The 17,079-nt window shown below is 56.2% G+C and carries 19 protein-coding genes; 15 read left to right on the top strand and 4 right to left on the bottom strand.

Going from position 1 to position 17,079, the window contains the following annotated elements; translation table 11 throughout:
- The first annotated feature begins 29 nt into the window (after positions 1-29).
- The 3 genes from LAO21_13270 (at position 30) to LAO21_13260 (ending at position 2,772) form a co-directional block, all read left to right on the top strand.
- Positions 30-701 carry a cytochrome b/b6 domain-containing protein gene (locus LAO21_13270; GenBank protein ID MBZ5553688.1) on the top strand — a complete coding sequence of 224 codons (672 nt, stop codon included), beginning with the start codon at positions 30-32 and terminating at the stop codon, positions 699-701.
- Positions 694-1,713, top strand: coding sequence for a molybdopterin-dependent oxidoreductase (locus LAO21_13265; protein MBZ5553687.1), 1,020 nt, complete (start codon positions 694-696; stop codon positions 1,711-1,713). Before LAO21_13270 ends, LAO21_13265 begins: the two co-directional genes overlap by 8 nt.
- A gap of 195 nt (positions 1,714-1,908) precedes the next feature.
- On the top strand, positions 1,909-2,772 hold the full coding sequence (locus LAO21_13260) for a zf-HC2 domain-containing protein (GenBank protein ID MBZ5553686.1): 864 nt from the start codon (positions 1,909-1,911) through the stop codon (positions 2,770-2,772).
- Positions 2,773-2,785: 13 nt separating this feature from the next.
- Here the strand turns inward: LAO21_13260 and LAO21_13255 are convergent, their stop codons facing one another.
- Both LAO21_13255 and LAO21_13250 read right to left on the bottom strand, forming a co-directional pair.
- A complete protein-coding gene (locus LAO21_13255; GenBank protein ID MBZ5553685.1) occupies positions 2,786-4,054 on the bottom strand; it encodes an Nramp family divalent metal transporter in 1,269 nt (422 codons plus the stop codon).
- A 21-nt stretch (positions 4,055-4,075) separates the two neighbouring features.
- A complete protein-coding gene (locus tag LAO21_13250) occupies positions 4,076-5,317 on the bottom strand; it encodes a CBS domain-containing protein (GenBank protein MBZ5553684.1) in 1,242 nt (413 codons plus the stop codon).
- Between the two features lie 462 nt (positions 5,318-5,779).
- Here LAO21_13250 and LAO21_13245 point away from each other — a divergent pair, with 462 nt between their 5' ends.
- From LAO21_13245 to LAO21_13190, 12 genes are all read left to right on the top strand, one after another.
- Positions 5,780-5,989 (top strand): dodecin family protein, encoded by a 210-nt coding sequence (locus LAO21_13245; protein ID MBZ5553683.1) that lies wholly within the window; start codon positions 5,780-5,782, stop codon positions 5,987-5,989.
- 806 nt (positions 5,990-6,795) lie between these two features.
- Complete coding sequence (locus tag LAO21_13240) at positions 6,796-8,082, top strand: hypothetical protein (GenBank protein ID MBZ5553682.1); 1,287 nt, start codon at positions 6,796-6,798, stop codon at positions 8,080-8,082.
- A 16-nt stretch (positions 8,083-8,098) separates the two neighbouring features.
- Positions 8,099-9,439 carry a sigma-54 dependent transcriptional regulator gene (locus LAO21_13235; GenBank protein MBZ5553681.1) on the top strand — a complete coding sequence of 447 codons (1,341 nt, stop codon included), beginning with the start codon at positions 8,099-8,101 and terminating at the stop codon, positions 9,437-9,439.
- Positions 9,440-9,817: 378 nt separating this feature from the next.
- Complete coding sequence (locus LAO21_13230; protein MBZ5553680.1) at positions 9,818-10,198, top strand: hypothetical protein; 381 nt, start codon at positions 9,818-9,820, stop codon at positions 10,196-10,198.
- A 106-nt stretch (positions 10,199-10,304) separates the two neighbouring features.
- Positions 10,305-11,072 carry a hypothetical protein gene (locus LAO21_13225; GenBank protein ID MBZ5553679.1) on the top strand — a complete coding sequence of 256 codons (768 nt, stop codon included), beginning with the start codon at positions 10,305-10,307 and terminating at the stop codon, positions 11,070-11,072.
- Positions 11,073-11,153: 81 nt separating this feature from the next.
- Entirely contained in the window at positions 11,154-11,603 is a 450-nt protein-coding gene (locus tag LAO21_13220; protein ID MBZ5553678.1) for a hypothetical protein, read from the top strand.
- Positions 11,604-11,877: 274 nt separating this feature from the next.
- On the top strand, positions 11,878-12,432 hold the full coding sequence (locus LAO21_13215; protein ID MBZ5553677.1) for a sigma-70 family RNA polymerase sigma factor: 555 nt from the start codon (positions 11,878-11,880) through the stop codon (positions 12,430-12,432).
- Complete coding sequence (locus LAO21_13210) at positions 12,425-13,447, top strand: FecR domain-containing protein (protein MBZ5553676.1); 1,023 nt, start codon at positions 12,425-12,427, stop codon at positions 13,445-13,447. Before LAO21_13215 ends, LAO21_13210 begins: the two co-directional genes overlap by 8 nt.
- Before the next feature lie 379 nt (positions 13,448-13,826).
- Entirely contained in the window at positions 13,827-14,510 is a 684-nt protein-coding gene (locus LAO21_13205; protein MBZ5553675.1) for a hypothetical protein, read from the top strand.
- 145 nt (positions 14,511-14,655) lie between these two features.
- A complete protein-coding gene (locus LAO21_13200) occupies positions 14,656-14,883 on the top strand; it encodes a hypothetical protein (GenBank protein MBZ5553674.1) in 228 nt (75 codons plus the stop codon).
- 272 nt (positions 14,884-15,155) lie between these two features.
- Positions 15,156-15,665 carry a heme-binding domain-containing protein gene (locus LAO21_13195; protein ID MBZ5553673.1) on the top strand — a complete coding sequence of 170 codons (510 nt, stop codon included), beginning with the start codon at positions 15,156-15,158 and terminating at the stop codon, positions 15,663-15,665.
- Positions 15,666-15,695: 30 nt separating this feature from the next.
- Positions 15,696-16,037 (top strand): hypothetical protein, encoded by a 342-nt coding sequence (locus LAO21_13190; GenBank protein MBZ5553672.1) that lies wholly within the window; start codon positions 15,696-15,698, stop codon positions 16,035-16,037.
- Here the strand turns inward: LAO21_13190 and LAO21_13185 are convergent.
- Entirely contained in the window at positions 16,017-16,391 is a 375-nt protein-coding gene (locus LAO21_13185; protein ID MBZ5553671.1) for a hypothetical protein, read from the bottom strand. The two genes, LAO21_13190 and LAO21_13185, sit on opposite strands and share 21 nt — an antisense overlap.
- A 43-nt stretch (positions 16,392-16,434) precedes the next feature.
- Complete coding sequence (locus LAO21_13180; GenBank protein ID MBZ5553670.1) at positions 16,435-16,890, bottom strand: nucleoside deaminase; 456 nt, start codon at positions 16,888-16,890, stop codon at positions 16,435-16,437.
- Between the last annotated feature and the right edge of the window lie 189 nt (positions 16,891-17,079).

The following is a 17,079-nucleotide window of genomic DNA, read 5'->3' as shown; positions in this document are numbered from 1 at the left end:
CATTTGTTTGATTATTGAGTCATCCAGCTATGAAAAAGATTGAAGAGAAACATCCGTTGGCCATCCGCTGGTTTCACTGGATCAATTTCCCAGTGTTGACCCTGATGATATGGAGTGGTTTGCTCATCTATTGGGCGAACGACGTCTACCGCATCGGATTCGGATCCTGGACGTTGTTCCGCTTTTTCCCGGATTCCTTCTATACCGCCCTCAATCTGAATCATCGCCTGGCTGAGGGGATGGCATGGCACTTTTTCCTAATGTGGTTCTTTGCCATCAATGGTTTTCTCTACGTCATTTACACGGTCTTTTCTGGTGAATGGCGGTACCTGGTTCCCAACCGCCACTCTTTCCGGGAAGCAATTCAAGTAGTGCTTCACGATCTCCATTTAAGTAAATTTCATCCTCCCCAAAGGAAATTCAACGGGGCTCAACAGATCGCCTACACGACCATAATTCTGATGGGAGGGGGTTCGCTGATCACCGGACTGGCCATTTATAAACCGATCCAGTTCGCGTGGCTCACGTCCCTGCTCGGCGGATATCCCGCAGCACGGATGGAACATTTCCTATTGACCCTGGGCTACCTCGCATTCTTCCTTGTTCACATCGCCCAAGTCATGAAAGCCGGATGGAACAATTTCCGCGCCATGATTGCAGGGTTTGAATTGATCACCCTGGAGGATTCCCCCGATGAATGACAAAGTCGAGCATCCGAACGACAACGTTCGGAGCGAGGTGACCGGAGCGGGCGCGAACTTGGAAGGCAAGGGAGGGGCGGCCGTACCGGCCGGGCTAGTGGCATCGGCTCAGGCGGGGCAGTCTACAGGACCGGTGGAAGGAGACGCCACGCCAGTCCCCGCACCACTCCATCAACCCAGCAACAGAACGGATCAAGAAGTCCTTCGTCAAGCAAGAATCCGATCCCGGCGCAGTTTCCTCGTAGCGGGCGCCTCTGCCCTGGCAGGATATGCCGGATGGCGCTGGCTCAATTCGCGTCGCTTGGACGACGACATTCTCTGGCCTCTGCGTAGTACCCTGCAAGTCAACGAACAGTTGGCACGGGATTACTTCAGGGGGACGCGGCTTGCCCCAACGTTCTCCCTTTCCTTTGCACAGGAGCCTCGAATTAACGGAACTGAGGGAATGGACGTCGAGTTTGATCCCTCCTCATGGAGATTGCGTGTCCTGGGACTCTCTGAATATGGGGGAAGCGGAACTCAGAACATGTTCGAGGATACCACCACGGGCGAAAGAGGAATCACGTTGGGTTTGGAAGAGGTCAAGCAGTTACCCCGCGTGGAAATGGTTACAGAACTGAAATGTATCGAGGGGTGGAGTCAGGTCGTTCAATGGGCAGGAGCGCGGCTGGCGGATTTTGCCGCCAGGTACGGACCAGCCACCATGAGCGGCGCGCCGCCCGACGTCCAGAAAGCACCCGAGGATCTGGTGCGGTACGTCAGTCTTGAGACTCCCGACAATGGATATTATGTCGGCCTGGACATGCCCAGCGCCCTGCATCCCCAGACACTGCTCTGCTATGAAATGAATGGACGTCCCCTCTCGCCCGCTCATGGAGCCCCGTTGCGGCTGGTGATCCCGGTAAAGTACGGAATCAAGAACCTCAAACGAATCGGGACCATTCGATTTACCGATCAGCGTCCGGCCGACTATTGGGCCGAGCGGGGTTATGACTGGTATGCCGGGCATTAGAGTCAAAGTAGTGCAGGCGTCCTCGCCTGCACACGAAATTAGGGGGACTCGTCCCCATGGAATCGGCGGCTCAGTTCCAGTTGGAGAATCACTCTCAAACAGCTTCCAGTCTGGTCAAGTATCGAATCGTTGCGGAGGACGATATTCAAATTGCCTCCCTGGCATACCCGTTCGAGGGAAGGAAAACCCAAGCTCATGAACGCATCTGACTTCTCACAAGAGACATGCGAAAGGACACGACGTCGTCTGGATGCTTATTTGAATGAAGAATTGCCCGCCGATCTCCGTCTGGAGGCCTCAAAACATCTTGAAGGTTGCAAGGACTGCTCCACCGCCCTCGAGAGTCGAACCCAGGTGAGAACCGCACTGCGAAATGCTGTCCAACAAGAGGTCGTGCCGGCGGGACTCCGGGCGAAGATTCAAAATCGTTTGCGTGAAAGCGAAGGGCAAAAAGACACGGTCCCTTTTTGGAGCCGTTTAATCCTGGTGGCCGCCTCGGCTGCGGCACTCTCAATCGCGGGCGTGGGCGCCTATCGGGTGTGGTCCCTCCGCCACCCTGCCGGCCTATCGCAGTTGACCGCCACGATTCTCAAGATCGGAGTGGGAGATCATATTCATTGCGCCATCGATTCCCAATTTGCGAAGCAGCACGCTACGCTTGAGGAGATGTCGCAGAGACTGGGCCCCGAGTATGTTGGCCTGGTTTCTCTGGCAAAAGAAAGAATCCCCGCGGAGTTTGAAATCGTTGTCGCCCATCGATGCTCTTTTAACGGACGCAAGTTTGTCCATCTCATTCTAAAAAACCAGGAGACCGTTCTTTCGCTGGCCATTACCCGGAAACAAGGGGAGGTATTCCCTCGGCGCGGACTGAGGGCCGCCCTGAATGTCTCTGGCCTCCCGCTTTACACATCCAGGATCCGGAATATGGAAGTGGCCGGTTTCGAAACCCGAACTTATCTGGCCTTTGTCGTTTCCGACCTGCAGGAGAAAGAGAACAGCCAGATCGCCTCCAGCCTGGCCCCCGCCGTTCGAGACTTTCTTGTGAAGCTGGAAGGATAGATGTCCACGGGAACTACTTCGGGATGTACTTCGGGAAGAAAGCGCTGATGGCCAATAACGCCGTCAATGCGATCATCACCACGCAAGTGACCCAGGCAATAATATTGAAGCCGCGCGTGTTGCGGTAGTCCCCCATCAAGTCTTTGCGGTTGCTCAACCGCAACATGAAGATCAAAACAAACGGCAGGATGATTCCGTTGGCGACCTGCGAGAGCAGGATGATCGGGACTTGCTTTTGTTCGCTCAACACCAGGACGGCCAGGCCGCCCAAGACGATCAACCCTGTGAACAGGGAGTAAAAGGTCGGGGCTTCGTGAAGGCGCTTGTTGATTCCGGATTCAAATCCCAATCCTTCGCACACATAATAGGCAGTCGCCAGGGGGAGAATGCAGGCCGAAAACAGTGAGGCATTACACAGGCCGAACGCGAACAGCGCGGCCGCAGCCCGGCCCGCCAGGGGGCGCAATGCCAGGGCCGCGTCCCCCGCATTCGAAATCTCGCCATGCCCGTTGACATAGATTGTGGCGGCGCACGCCACAATGATGAAGAAAGCCACAACGTCAGTAATAATGCAACCAATGATGACATCCCATCGCGATTGCATGTAGTTCTTGAGTTTAGTTCCCTTCTCCACCACCGCAGACTGCAGATAGAACTGCATCCAGGGTGCAATGGTCGTTCCCACCAAGCCGATGACCATGTAAAGTGAACCGGAATCAAAATGCAGGGAGGGCTTGACGGTACTGATCATGGCGACCTTCCAGTTGGGATGCGCCAGGAAGCCTGAGATGACGTAGGCCACATAAAACACGCAGGCGGCCAGGAAGACCTTTTCAACGATCCGGTACGTCCCCTTCACAACCAGCACCCACACCAGCAGGGCTCCCAACGGAACGGCGATGTAGCGACTCACATGAAAGATGGACATCCCCGAAGCCAAACCGGCAAACTCAGAAATCGTATTGCCCAAATCGGCCACCAACAACAACGCCATCAGGAAGAAGGTGGTGCGGAACCCGTATTCTTCCCGGATGAGGTCGGCCAATCCCTTGCCCGTGACGATTCCCATCCGGGCCACCATTTCCTGAATCACCACCAAAGCCACCGTGATGGGGATGAGCGTCCACAACAGCGTATAGCCAAAGTGAGCTCCGGCCACGGAATAGGTGTAGATTCCCCCGGCGTCGTTATCGACATTGGCCGTAATGATCCCGGGGCCCAGCACGGCCAGGAAGATCAAAATAGAGCGTCGATAGCGTCGAAAACTCCGCGTGATCATCATCCTACACCGGCCAGTCCATGATTAATGGTTGGTGATGAGAATCTCCAGCACATCGTCGGCTGTGACCACTCCCAGCATGCGGCCGTTGTCATCGACCACGGGAAGGGTCAGAAGATTGTACTTATTGAACAAGGTCACGACCGCTTTGTCATCCGCGTGAAACGGGACCGAGATGACCGGATCCATCGAAAGCCCCCGCAGAGGGGTGCTGGCCTCCGCCAGTAAGATTCGCGCCAAAGGCACGACTCCAGTCAAGGTGGCGTTGGGGTCGATCAGGTAGATGGCATGCACCGACTCCATCGAGCCATCAAATGCCTTCAATGCTGCGACGGCGGCTTCCACGGTGGCCAGGTCCCCGACCACGATGAATTCGGTCGTCATCAATCCACCCGCGGTGTTTTCCTCGAACCCCAAAAGATTCCGGACTTCCTTGGCTTCCTCCTTCTCCATATTGGCCAGGACTTGGGCCGAAGTCTCCGGCGGAAGCTCCTGGAGGACGTCGGCCGCTTCATCGGGCGGCATCTCCTCCACGATGTCAGCCGCGCGGCTGGCGGGGATGCTTTCCAGCAGGGCCACCTGCATCCTCGTCGGAATTTCTGAGACGGCTTGGGCAGCGGTTTCGTCATCCAACGATTCGATTACTGACTTCTGCTCGTCACGGCTCAACTCCTCAAGAATGTCAGCCAGGTCCGCCGGATGGAGGTCCGCCAGCCGGCTGTAAGAAATACGAAGCCGAACCCGACGCGATGGGTCCGGCTCAATCAGGTTTACAAACTCCCAGGGAATCGTCTTCTGAGAGAACAGTCCTGCAATCCGGCGGATGGTGTGCTTCGCAAAAACCCCTTGAAGCAACCGGCGCACCGCCGCTTCCCACCCCACGTTGACGGCGACGATATGAAGGTCGGTATATCCGTCGCTGGGCCGAATATCAAAATCCACATCATTGACACGTACAACTTTCTGGTCGTTGACATCGATGATTTGCTGGTCCAGGACATCCTTCTTGATGCGGATCAGGTCCTCCTCCGGGGTATAAGAACCGAGGTCCTCCGCCGGGACCCGGGTCTGAGCCGCGCGCACCGAGATGGAAGGCAGCTGTGCCTGGGTGATGCTCAGCAATTCCTTCTTTGGACTCCTGACATAATACGTCGCCACCTGAAGGGGGTTTTGACTCGGGTTAATGCCGAGATCCACCAGCCGTCCGAGGTATTCGCCCCGGGCGTCGAAGATCGGCAGGTTCTCCAGCTCGGTAAAGTAAATCATCGAGCACCTCTCCATTTCGTGGTCATAGTCAGCACGAAGGCACGACGGTAACTCACGCGTCCACACCCATTGCGATGACCATGGAAAAACAATCGGCGCCCCAGGAAGTCCTGCGGTAGGCTCCCGGACTGAATACACTTCATCCATGTCTTAATAGGGATGTCCCCATCCTTTGTCAAGAGGAAACCTCACTCCATGACCGGAAAAATGGGAAACGGGATTGATTGAAAAAGCAGACCGAGCCTTGCGGCGATTCCTGCGTTCATATATGCTCTGATGCCGTTTTGAGTGAATTCGAATAAATGAGCGAATCGGGATCCTGTTGCCCTCTTTCGTTCCCTGGATCGCAGGACAAGGGGGACAATCCGAGAGCTCACCGCTTCACCTCGGGTATGACCCATGCTCCATGGCCGGGGATGCATCCGGACCCTGCTTTCATTCAAATCTTTTGGAGGAGTTGAGATGGCTGATTTCGTGTACAAACAGGTTGAACTAACCGGCACTTCAAAGACGAGCGTTGAGGATGCAGTCCAAAACGCAATCGCCAAAGCCTCTAAAACTGTTCATCACATCCAGTGGTTCCAAGTCCTGGAAATTCGCGGCAGCGTCGAGGCGAATAAGGTCGGCTATTGGCAGGTCATTCTAAAGGTCGGGTTCAAGCTCGAAGATTAGCAGCCGCTGGTTGACTGCTTCTGATGAACCGGAGGGCGGCATCTTTGGAGAATCCGGGTCGTTTCCAGATTGACTCTCCTCCCTGAGACCTCGCAAGCAGATCCGGATTGGACTTGCTTTTCTTCCCTGTCAGCCAGGCAGGGGTGTCGAAGGGGATCCCTCTCATGGCGCTGTGTCTCCCGAACCGAAGTTCCTCTATCCTGAGTGCGCCGGCGCCCTTCGCAATCAGGATGCCCGCTGTTCATTCAGCAAGGTCGATGAACCCCCGATAAAGAATGGCCGGCCGCTTCCGTGGCGGATCACACAGCCCTGATACCGGGACTGTCGTTTGTTGGCTCCACATGGCCTCCGTGGAAGGGCAAAATAACCGGAGTCAAAAAACATTGAATTCCGGGGGAAGCGGCCCTCCGCTCCATTCCCGACATGGTCTCACTCCTCAACCTCCTCGGGTCGACAGTTCTTTGTAAAGGTGAGCTACCTGTTTCGTTCTTGATGCCAATTCAGATAAGAGGTAAATCTCCAAACCGCTCCTGCGGCTGGGGATGACACGCGGCCCCAAACGTACATTCATCCGGTCCGTCTCGCTGCAATTCAGGAACATTATTCCATTACCACGCAATATACATCTTCACAGTCGAACCCGGCGGCATTACAATGGCTCCGACCGGTCGTTTGCAATGCCGCTGGAGGCGGGCTGATTTGCTAATTTACAACGATCAGGATGAGTAGGCTGCCCCGTTGGTCGCGGTGATGGAGAAGTTCAATCCAACATCAGACAAAACCACTCTCTCAGACCCCGTTGCCCTATGGATACGAGAAGCCTCAATAGAACCGGGTTGTTTTCGACCCGAATCTTTGTTGCCGCCGTCTTCGCGATTTGTGTAGGCCTCGGGTCGAGTGCCCTGTACGGATTTCTTACCCTCGTCAGGCTGCGCGATCAATATCTGGAGAAGATCGGACACGATATTGCAGCCTCGGTCGATGCCCAGACCCGAGGTCCGGGCCGACGAAATAACCTCTCCGTATGGGAGTCCGCCCTGGAAGAGGCCGCCCTGGCCAATCCGGAGAAAGTGACCTCCCTGGCACTCCTCGATCATACCGGGCGGACGCTGGTGAGTTTCGAAAACAAGCCCGACAGGCAATCGGCTCCAACGTCCGGGCAAGAGAAAGACGTGAAATCATCCATCTACTGGTTCGAGGATTCCTTTTCGGCTTCTCCGCGATCCGCGCAGGGTCGGGGCGCAGAGGTCACCGGGTGGCGGATTCGCATGGGACTCCAGAAGTCGCAGGCGGCTTTTATCACGAGACAGGCTTACTCTCACTTGATCACATCGGCCTTGGCCATTGTTGCCCTGCTCACATTGTCGTTTTATTTTCTGAGAACCCTGGATCAGTTTTTGAAACTGAGGACCCGGGAGAATCTCGACAAGCATCTGGCCACGCTGGGGCAGATGGCGGCCACTTTAGCGCACGAGATCCGCAACCCGCTGGGGGCGATGAAAGGGCTGGCCCAAGTGACCCAGGAGAGTCTTCCGCCGGATCATGAGGCCCAAGCCCTGATGATAACCGTGGTGAATGAAGCCAAGCGCCTTGAGCAGCTGGTCAATGATCTCCTGAGTTTTGCACGGCCTGGGAAACCGGAACTCAGTCAATTTGATCTCAAAAGGCTGTCGGCGGAAGTGATCGCAATGCTCGAAGCCAAACCGGGCTTGAATGGAGGCGGGATTCGTCTGAGCTGTCCGGATGAAACCCTTTTCGTTCACTCCGACCCGAACGGGATCCGCCAGGTCCTTCTCAACATCTTCCTGAACGCCATCCAGGTCACGCCTGCGGGACAGGCGATCTCTGTCGCTCTGCGCAAAGATGAAACGACCCGGGAGGCGGTCATTGAAGTAGATGACTGCGGACCGGGACTGGGTGATCAATCTCCAGAGGATCTCTTCGAGCCGTTTACGACCGGTAGAATTAAAGGCACCGGGCTCGGACTGGCCGTGTCTAAACAGATCATCGAACGATTGGGCGGAAGTATCACCCTGGCCAACCGGGCCGAGGGTGGCGCCCGCTGCTCCCTTCGGGTGCCGATCGGTTTCTAAAGGACCTGTACCTCCCGTGAAGAACTCAGTTCTCATAGTTGACGACGAACCGGCCCAACGACAATTGTTAGGCGCGATTCTGGGTGACAAGTATGGGGTGGAGACAGCAGCCGATGGTTTCGAGGCAACCCGGCTGCTGGAGCAACGCAGCTTTGATGTGGTCATCACAGACGAGCGGATGCCCGGGATGGGCGGCATCGAGTTGATCAAGTGGATTCGGGAGAGGTCTCCGGAGATCCCTATCATCGTCCTCACCGCTTACGGCTCGATCCAAACCGCAGTGGAAGCTATCAAATTGGGTGCCCAGGAGTACCTCATCAAGCCGCTGGACAACCCCGATGAATTGAGGCTCGCCGTCCAGAAAGTCCTGGGACAACGGTTGCTGAAGGATCAGAGCCTGATTCACCAAGCGGAAACCGAAGCGCAGTTTCCGGCCGACATCATCGCACAAAGCCAGGCCATGTCCCAGGCACTCACCCTGGCGTCCCAGGTCGCCCCTCAACTGGCCACAGTCCTGCTGACCGGGGAATCGGGAACCGGGAAGGAGGTCCTGGCCCGTTTCATTCACCGCCGCAGTCCTCGCGCCGACAGCCCGTTTGTTGCCGTCAATTGCGCCGCCTTGGCCGAGTCGCTGCTTGAATCGGAACTCTTCGGTCATGAAAAGGGAGCTTTTACCGGCGCCACTCAAGCCAAGCGGGGCCGATTTGAATGGGCACATGGCGGCACTTTGTTCCTGGACGAAATCGCGGAAATGAGCGGAAACCTTCAGGCCAAGTTGCTGCGGGTCCTCCAGGAACAACAGTTCGAACGCGTCGGTGGAACCCGCACCATCTCGGTTGATGTCCGGGTTATCGCGGCCACTAACCGGGATCTGGCTGAGGCTATCCGGCAGAGGATCTTTCGTGAGGACCTGTATTACCGCCTCAATGTTTTCCCCATCCACCTGGCCCCACTTAGAGATCGTCGCGAAGACATCCTCCCTCTCGCGAAATACTTCCTGAAGAAGATCGCTGCCCAGATGGGACAGCCAATAAAATCACTGCGCTCGGACACCCAGGAGCAGTTTCTGAAATATACCTGGCCCGGCAATGTGCGCGAGCTTCAAAACACCGTGGAACGCGCCCTGATCATCTGTACCTCAGATGTCATCCGCCCCGGAGACATCCCGTTCGCATCCGTCGGCGGCGACTCAAAGACAAGCCAACCCTTGACTATGGCTGAGATAGAGAGACGGGCGATTACACATGCCCTGGAGGAAAACAACGGGGATCGCCGAAAAGCAGCCGCACAACTCGGAATCAGCCTCCGAACTCTACAGTACCGCCTTAGGGATTACGGCGTCATCGAAAAAGACTGACTTCCCCCCTCCGCAGTTGTTCCACCGTCATGAGTCCTTCGACTATCAAGGGTGACTGCAAATCCTGCAGAGAACCGCCCAATTATGTGCAAAGATTGCATCTGATCCCTGCGCCACAGCCCCGGGAGTCGACAAGCCCTCAAAACCACCTTCCGTTGTAAGTCCCAGATAGCGAACATCGGATCCGGCATTCGCCGGTTTCTTAAAGTGATTGGCCGTCTTTGGAATCAGCCTTGCAACATCAAGGGTGTCGGTTGTTATGAAGATTATCAGAGTGGGAGTGAAAACTTATGAGATCAATATCCAAATCGTCTGCAGTTCTTGTGGTCATCGGACTCTTGGTTTCAAGCTCGGTCCTGGTGGCCCGAGCACAGGACAATGCAACTGTTCAAACACAAAACCGAGCCCGGCAATCGAGCGACCCTCAACTTCACGCCATCCATGACCAAGATGGCGACGGCATTTGCGACATTTGCGGCCGGGCGGTCGGAAGCGGCCGGCAGGATGCTCAAGGGCAAAACGCCAAGGCTGGCCATCATTGGGGACCGGGAGATGGAACGGGAAATCTGGGAATTGGCCCAAGGGACGGCACTGGGTATGGCGCGTCATCCGGCCGGCGTCTCGGCCCGCAAGATGGTGCAGGCAAGGCAAACTCCCCGGCAACGGGCCGGGGACGCGGAAGATGCCGACGATGACCGGAGTGATATGAGGTGGGAGGTGAGACCTCCCCCTCGATTGACCTTCCGGAATTGTACCTGATTGTGGGAGTTCGAATGCCTTGAGGCATTCTTTCCTCAATCGAACTTCTATGGGCAAGCACGCTTCAACCTTACTTCACCCTATTTTATCCAAGGAGTGATTCATCATGATCCGAAGATTTTATTCTCTCAGCATTCTCTTGCTCTTGCTGGCAACCTTGAACTTTGAGTCTCTGGGTCAAACCCGGGGCATGGACCGGCCCGCCGCCGCTACCCTGACGACGTTGGAAGGGGTGGTCCAGAGCGTGAGTCTCGGGATCGGCCAGGGATTCCCCTCCTTCGTATTGGGCCAGAACACGGGAGGCAATGTCGTCATCACCACTGGGCCATACTACCTACTGATGAACAGTAACTTCGAAATCAGGATTGGCGACCAGATGAACGTCCGGGCATTTCCGTCCGTGCGCCACGAGAATACCTATACTGCCGTTGAATTGAAGAACCTCACCACGGCAACTGTGCTGGTGTTGCGGGACGACAGTGGAATGCCTCTCTGGAGGGCGTCCGGGCAACCCGGCATAAGCCCAGGCCGGCGCGGCGAGGGTGCGCGCAATCGCTCTTCCGTGCAGAAGGAGATTCTCTCTTTCGCGGGAGTGGTGGAGACCATCCATCTGGGGATCGCTCAGGGCTTCCCGACATTTGCTTTAAAGAAAGACGACGGGGCGGTTGCCACCATCCTGACCGGGCCCTACTCCCTCCTGCTTGAGAACAACTTTCCAATCAATGTGGGAGACCGAATGGAAGTAAGGGCATTCTTGTCGATACTTTACGATACCGATTATGTGGCGGTAGAGCTTCTGAACCGGACCACAGGCGACATCCTGGTTCTGCGAGATGACGAGGGTTGGCCGCTATGGACCTCCGGGCGGCGATAGGCCTGAAGAACCAAAACCATTGAAGGGTTCCTTTGGAAGGATAGGAATTGCAATCTCAACCACCGGGAGAGGAGATCAGTCATGAAGCGAGCGATTACTTGCGGGGCCATGATCCTGATTTTTCTGGCGACTAGCGTATCGGCTTCCCTGTTGTCGGCACAAGGCCGGAATGGATGCCGTTCGAGGGGACGAGCAGAAGGTCAGCGCATGTACAACCCCTCCACCGAAGCGGTCGTGAGGGGGACAGTCCAGGAAGTCCAAGTATTGAATGGCCGGCGGGGATGGGGTGGAACTCACGTGGTATTGAAAACCGATCAAGAAAATTTGACGGTGCACCTCGGCCCATCCGGCTTTCTGGCGAACAACAACTTTGCGATTGCCAAGGGAGAGGTCATCGAAATCACGGGATCGCGAATCAGTGACAATGGGGTTGAGACCTTAATCGCACGGGAGGTAAGGAAGGGGGACCGCATGTTGACCCTGCGGAATGCCCAGGGTATCCCGTTGTGGTCCAGGGGCAATTGGCGGTAATTCATGAAGGTCTGGGCCAGCCGGGGGTGTTGCATATTAAGGACACCCCCGGTTTCCTCAAATGTTTCCTCCACCGGAGCCTGTTCAGTGAAGCTTTTCCCCGCATTGGAAGAGAGGGGGTGACGAGGGATTTCCCGCCTCTCCGCTTTATCCTTCCAACAATGTCCTCCCGTCCTGACCTGTTAACACATGACGGCCCAGTTTCGTCTTAGTAGAGTGGAAACTGTCAGTTTATAGGCGTGCTGTGGAAACAATTCTTGAACTTCGAAACGGGATCAGGCAACATCGGCTCGTGTCCACCCCATCCGTGATTGAGATTTCCGACGATGCGACCTTGGCCAACGCTGCTCGCGAAGGGAATCGTGTCGCGTTCGGCCGCCTCTATGAACGGTATTCGCGGATGGTCCACGGGATACTTCTGGCGAGGATCCCGCGTCCGGAGGTGGATGATCTTGTACATGACGTGTTTTTGATCGCGTTGAGGCAGATCCACACCTTGCGGGATTCGGCGGCTTTCGGCGGCTGGCTCGCCATGATTGCGCGCCATCGGGCCACTGATTATCACCGCAGCAGTCAAGAGTTGACAGAGCTCACCGAAGATTTCCCCGGAGAGGATCCACCGGAGGCGGAGGCCATCCTGATCCTCGAAAAAATCCGGTCCTTGCCGGAAGCCTATCGTGAAACGCTAATCCTTCGCCTGGTCGAAGGGATGACCGGCCCGGAAATCGCGGAACGAACGGGTCTGACCGCGGCCTCGGTGCGGGTCAATCTGCACCGCGGCATGAAGCAGCTTCGCGAGAAGCTTGAAAGGAGGAACGTTCATGAGTGACGATTATCTTTGGGATCGTACAGGCGAACCGGATCCCGAGGTGCAGCGCCTGGAACGCCTCCTGAGCCAGTTCCGGTCCGACCAGCCGATGCCGGAGATGCCAACGAATCCTTCGGCCTCCCATCGGACCCGATTCTGGTCACTGTGGCGGCCGTTGGTCGCGATTGCCGCCATGGTGGTGCTTGTGGCGGGTCTCTGGGGATTATTTCAACATTTCAAGCCGGGCTGGGACGTGGCGAGCCTGCAAGGGTCACCGAAAATTGGATCGAGTCGCATGGGGGAAGAGGGCCGTCTTGCTGTCGGCCAGTGGCTGGAAACAGATGGCGCCTCCCGGGCCATCTTGAGCATCGGCAAGATCGGTCAGGTGGAGATTGAGCCCAATACCCGCGTGCGCCTGGTGAAGGCACGGGCGAGTGAACACCGTATCGCCCTGGCCCGCGGCACGATGCACGCGACGATTTGGGCGCCGCCGCGCCTTTTCTTTGTCGACACGCCATCGGCAACCGCCGTGGATTTGGGCTGCGCTTATACGCTGACGGTTGATGATTCAGGTTCCGGACTCTTGTATGTGACGCATGGTTGGGTCGCATTTGATTTCCATGGCCACGAGTCCTTTGCACCCGAAGGCGCGCTTTGCGCGACGCGGCCCGGCGTGGGCCCCGGGACCCCCTATTTTGAAGACAGCTCCCCTGCCTTCCAACACGCTCTGACCCGATTCGACTTTGGCGCCTTGGGTTCCCCTGACCGTGTGTCAGCTCTGGCCACTGTTCTCACCGAGGCCCGGCCCCGCGATGGCCTGACGCTTTGGCATTTGATCTCCCGTGTCGATGCGAGGGAGCGTGGTTCTGTTTACGACCGGATGGCGGAACTCCTGCCTCCGCCGCCCGGGGTGACTCGTGACGGAATCCTGCGGCTCGACCAACACATGCTCGATCTATGGTGGGATCGGCTCGGATTCGGCGATACCCAGTGGTGGCGCCTGTGGGAAGGCAAGTGGCCGGGAGAGGGCAAATAGGTGCGGACGCGCAGGATCGGGGTTCGCCCCTTCCTCGTGAAATATGGAAAGCATAGACAAGCACAGAGATCCAGCACGGTGGGATGAGTTCCTGCGTTGAGAATAGCTGCTTATAAAGCATGAGGGCCGTTCGGCTCTTCATAGCACGAGATCCGCATTTCTCGGCTCCTTCCTTGACAAAAGATTGACCCGCTGCGCTAACACCCATCCCCACCTCACCGTCTTTCCTACAGACAGACAATCTCGGAAAACAAAGAAGAAGCGACGGACACCGCCTTCAAAAAACTGTCGACATTCATGAGAGTGAAGTGTCTGTCCCTGATTTCAGTTTTCATCGAGTTCAAAAACTCAAACCAAATGGGAGGTCACCACCATGACCATGAATAGGTTTCGTTCTTTATTGCTTGGTTTCATCCTTGTCACCACTTTGATCGCATGGGCACAAATCGCCTGGGCTGGTCCGCCCCTGGTCTGCTGGCCATTTGACATCGGAACCGCAAAATCCCTTCCCTGGGGAGGGAGTGGATGGCGCGCCACCAATCCCGACTATGATATCCATCGGCTCGTTGATGATACCTTGGCACTCCTCTCGGCGGATGCCCCTGTCCTCGTTCGAATGGAGACTCTGCGCCGGGCCACGGTCTACGCGATGAATAACCCCGAGATTGGCAACCAACTTTACACCCGTCTCTCAGCCCGCGCGAAGGAGGCGCATTCGAAAGGAGCGTCGGAGGCTCTCGCGCTCTTTGATCTCGGCTATTTGGTCGAAACTTACAAGCAGACCGCTCCCGTGACCCCGAACCTGAACTTCGCCCAGAGTATTGACGGCTACTCCATGGTCTTGAAATCCATCACCCTGCGAGGAAATGATCCCGATTTGGAATTTGCCGCAGCCCTCATCAGTTCTATGCCCCGGCGCAGTGATCACCCGGAGCACCTCCAGAAAGCTGTGGCCGGGGCCCCGGAAAATTCCCTCCTGGCCCGTAATCTGGTCGGGCATTTTGGAAGCCAGGGAAAGACCTTTGCTGACCTGCGCTCGAATGTTCTTTCAGCGAAGAAATAGTCCGACCCGGTCCTGTCTATTGATAATCAAAGGGCTTTTACCGCCGAGACGCCGAGAAAATCAAGACAGCAATTTTGAAACCGGACGCCGTTATAGTAAAGTGGTGGCAGAGTGCGGGACAGAATTCTGCCTTCAGGAATGAGCGATGGACTTTATTAAAAGCGGCGAGATTAAGACAGGCGATGGCCGGAACCCCAGCCAGATCGTGTTACGCGAAGTGAAGAAAGGGACCTACGCAACCCACATCCATGTTCTGCCCCCGGATGGAGAACCGTTCTTCATCCTGGGGCGGTACTTCTTCAAAATGGAAGAGGCCGTGGCTGACTTTGTGCAGCGTGATTTGGAGTTGAATGGGCCGAGTGAAGCCCGGTGAATGCTCACCCCTGCCGCGCAGAATTACATCCTGGCCGCCGCCCGGCGGGCTGATTCCCTTGGCCTCGTGCACCACCGCCATACAAGACCCCTGCGATTGAATCTGACTGTGGGCTTATTGGGTCCTGCGACCCTTTCTTCGCCCCACCCATCGCCTCTCTGCCTTTTCTTCTGCGAGCCGCCCTCCACATAACGCAAGCATCCTGATAACAGTTGACGTCGAGTCTGCGTCTACTCCTGCGACCAGAGTTCTCACCAAAGGAGTGAGCGGTCATGAGGAAATTATTAAAGTGGGCGGGCATCGCACTCATGGGGTTACTTGCGGGTTCGCAGTTCATCCGGCCTGCAAGAACCAACCCCCCCACCCACTCGGAAGAAAGCATGGAAGCCTATGTTCAAGTCCCCGGGGACGTTGCCTCAGTTCTTGATCGGGCCTGCCGCGATTGCCATTCGCACGAGACCCAGTGGCCCTGGTACAGTAATACCGCCCCGGTTTCTTGGTTCGTCATCGATCATGTCAACCACGGCCGAAAGCATCTGAATTTTTCAGATTGGAACCACACCGACCGCCATGGACCGCCTCTCGGGACAGATCAGCAACTCGAAAAGATTTGCAGAGAGGTTTCCAGCGGGGAGATGCCCCTGGGTTCCTACCTGCTGCTCCACCCCGAGGCAAAGATCTCCACCAAAGATGCGCAAGTGATTTGTGAGTGGTCCCGGGCGGAGCAGGCACGCATTGCGACTTCTCAGAAAGAGGGCCGGGCGCTCTCCGCGAAGCCGTGAGCGGGATGTGACCCAGTCCATCGATGAGAATTGGATATTGAAACAGGCGGCATTTCTCTCCATCACGCCAAATATTCGGTTGATGACCAGTGGAAATTCAAGGGGGCCGCCGACCACATACCGGACGATGTTCAGAACAATAACCAGTGCGATGAATCGGATGAAAATCTTCATGTCACAATCCTCGACACCGACATGGGTGTCCCCCAGGTTGCGCAACCAGGAACCTGCGTACGGCGAACCTGCTCACTGACCGGGATTCCCGCCAACGCTCGGTATGCCTGGTACCAGGTGATCCTGCTCCCTTCTCGAGAACAGGCCGCCCCCACCCCGCCCTGGGTTCGAGAAGGGTCATTTGGAGGAGCGCGTTGATTCCACTCCGATCCGGATGTCGTTCGCCAGGATTCTCTCAATTAACTTGTTTGTAGTTTCCTCAAATTCTTCGAAGTCTTCCGGCAAGTAGAGCCATTTCCTCAGGACGGAATGGACCCGCAGGCCGCTGAATTCCTGAAGCAGGGAGCGGTGATGAACCTTGGCGGTGGGAACCAGGATGCCGCACCAGGGCTTATCCGCTCCCGAGGTCAGGGCCAGCACCAGGCGGCCGTGAAGGTAACACGCTTCGCTGCCAAACATCCGCTTCTGGAAGAAGGAGGGTTGCTCACTTAAGGCATCAATGACCCACTGATAGCGGTGTCTCTTGCGTACTTGTGGCCATCCGGGTTTCATCAGTTATGGGCCTCATCAAACGAATCAGGACATCGGTTCGAACCTACTCTTCACCAATGTCCTCGTTCCAGATTTCGGGATGACCGGCGATGTAGTCCGCCAGCAACCGGATGCACTCCTTGGAATGGAGATCAATCACCTCAACGCCGTTTTGTCGCAGCCAGCCGGCCCCTCCGGAGAAATTCACTGACTCACCCACCACTACGGCGCCGATCTTGAACTGGTACACCAAACCGCTGCAATACCAGCACGGCGCAAGGGTCGTCACCATGATTTTGTCACGGTAACTGCGCTGCCGTCCGGATTTGCGGAAGGCATCCGTCTCTGCATGGACGGAGGGATCGCCGTCCTGCACGCGCCGATTGTGGCCCCGACCGAGAAGATTTCCACCACGGTCAAATAAAGCGGCGCCAATGGGGATGCCCCCTTCACTCAATCCTTGCCGCGCTTCTTCAATGGCATGCCTCAGCATTGAAAAGTAATCAAGACTCTCACTCATGAATAGTCCTTTCAACCGACCACATTCATTCAACAAATTCTCTGTTGTCAGAGCCTACGCCATTCCAAGGCTTGAAATAGTATCGCTTGCTTGAGTCGATCCCGCAAGGAAGGTGTTAATTCAACGCATGATTCCGTAGACTTTCGCCACGAAAAGCTCTATTCTGGAGCCGCTTGCCGCAGGATATTC

This window comes from Terriglobia bacterium, assembly GCA_020073085.1.
GTDB lineage: Bacteria > Acidobacteriota > Terriglobia > JAIQFV01 > JAIQFV01 > JAIQFV01.
The sequence above is the reverse complement of the archived record's forward strand: the minus strand, read 5'-3'. Positions and strand labels throughout refer to the sequence as shown.

Coding starts and splice junctions, on each gene's coding strand:
- LAO21_13185 (MBZ5553671.1), bottom strand. CDS start 16,391: ATGAAACCCGGATGGCCACAAGTACGCAAGAGACACCGCTATCAGTGG.
- LAO21_13240 (MBZ5553682.1), top strand. CDS start 6,796: ATGGATACGAGAAGCCTCAATAGAACCGGGTTGTTTTCGACCCGAATC.
- LAO21_13265 (MBZ5553687.1), top strand. CDS start 694: ATGAATGACAAAGTCGAGCATCCGAACGACAACGTTCGGAGCGAGGTG.
- LAO21_13260 (MBZ5553686.1), top strand. CDS start 1,909: ATGAACGCATCTGACTTCTCACAAGAGACATGCGAAAGGACACGACGT.
- LAO21_13210 (MBZ5553676.1), top strand. CDS start 12,425: ATGAGTGACGATTATCTTTGGGATCGTACAGGCGAACCGGATCCCGAG.
- LAO21_13205 (MBZ5553675.1), top strand. CDS start 13,827: ATGAATAGGTTTCGTTCTTTATTGCTTGGTTTCATCCTTGTCACCACT.
- LAO21_13225 (MBZ5553679.1), top strand. CDS start 10,305: ATGATCCGAAGATTTTATTCTCTCAGCATTCTCTTGCTCTTGCTGGCA.
- LAO21_13180 (MBZ5553670.1), bottom strand. CDS start 16,890: ATGAGTGAGAGTCTTGATTACTTTTCAATGCTGAGGCATGCCATTGAA.
- LAO21_13200 (MBZ5553674.1), top strand. CDS start 14,656: ATGGACTTTATTAAAAGCGGCGAGATTAAGACAGGCGATGGCCGGAAC.
- LAO21_13245 (MBZ5553683.1), top strand. CDS start 5,780: ATGGCTGATTTCGTGTACAAACAGGTTGAACTAACCGGCACTTCAAAG.
- LAO21_13250 (MBZ5553684.1), bottom strand. CDS start 5,317: ATGATTTACTTTACCGAGCTGGAGAACCTGCCGATCTTCGACGCCCGG.
- LAO21_13220 (MBZ5553678.1), top strand. CDS start 11,154: ATGAAGCGAGCGATTACTTGCGGGGCCATGATCCTGATTTTTCTGGCG.
- LAO21_13270 (MBZ5553688.1), top strand. CDS start 30: ATGAAAAAGATTGAAGAGAAACATCCGTTGGCCATCCGCTGGTTTCAC.
- LAO21_13195 (MBZ5553673.1), top strand. CDS start 15,156: ATGAGGAAATTATTAAAGTGGGCGGGCATCGCACTCATGGGGTTACTT.
- LAO21_13255 (MBZ5553685.1), bottom strand. CDS start 4,054: ATGATGATCACGCGGAGTTTTCGACGCTATCGACGCTCTATTTTGATC.
- LAO21_13230 (MBZ5553680.1), top strand. CDS start 9,818: ATGCAACTGTTCAAACACAAAACCGAGCCCGGCAATCGAGCGACCCTC.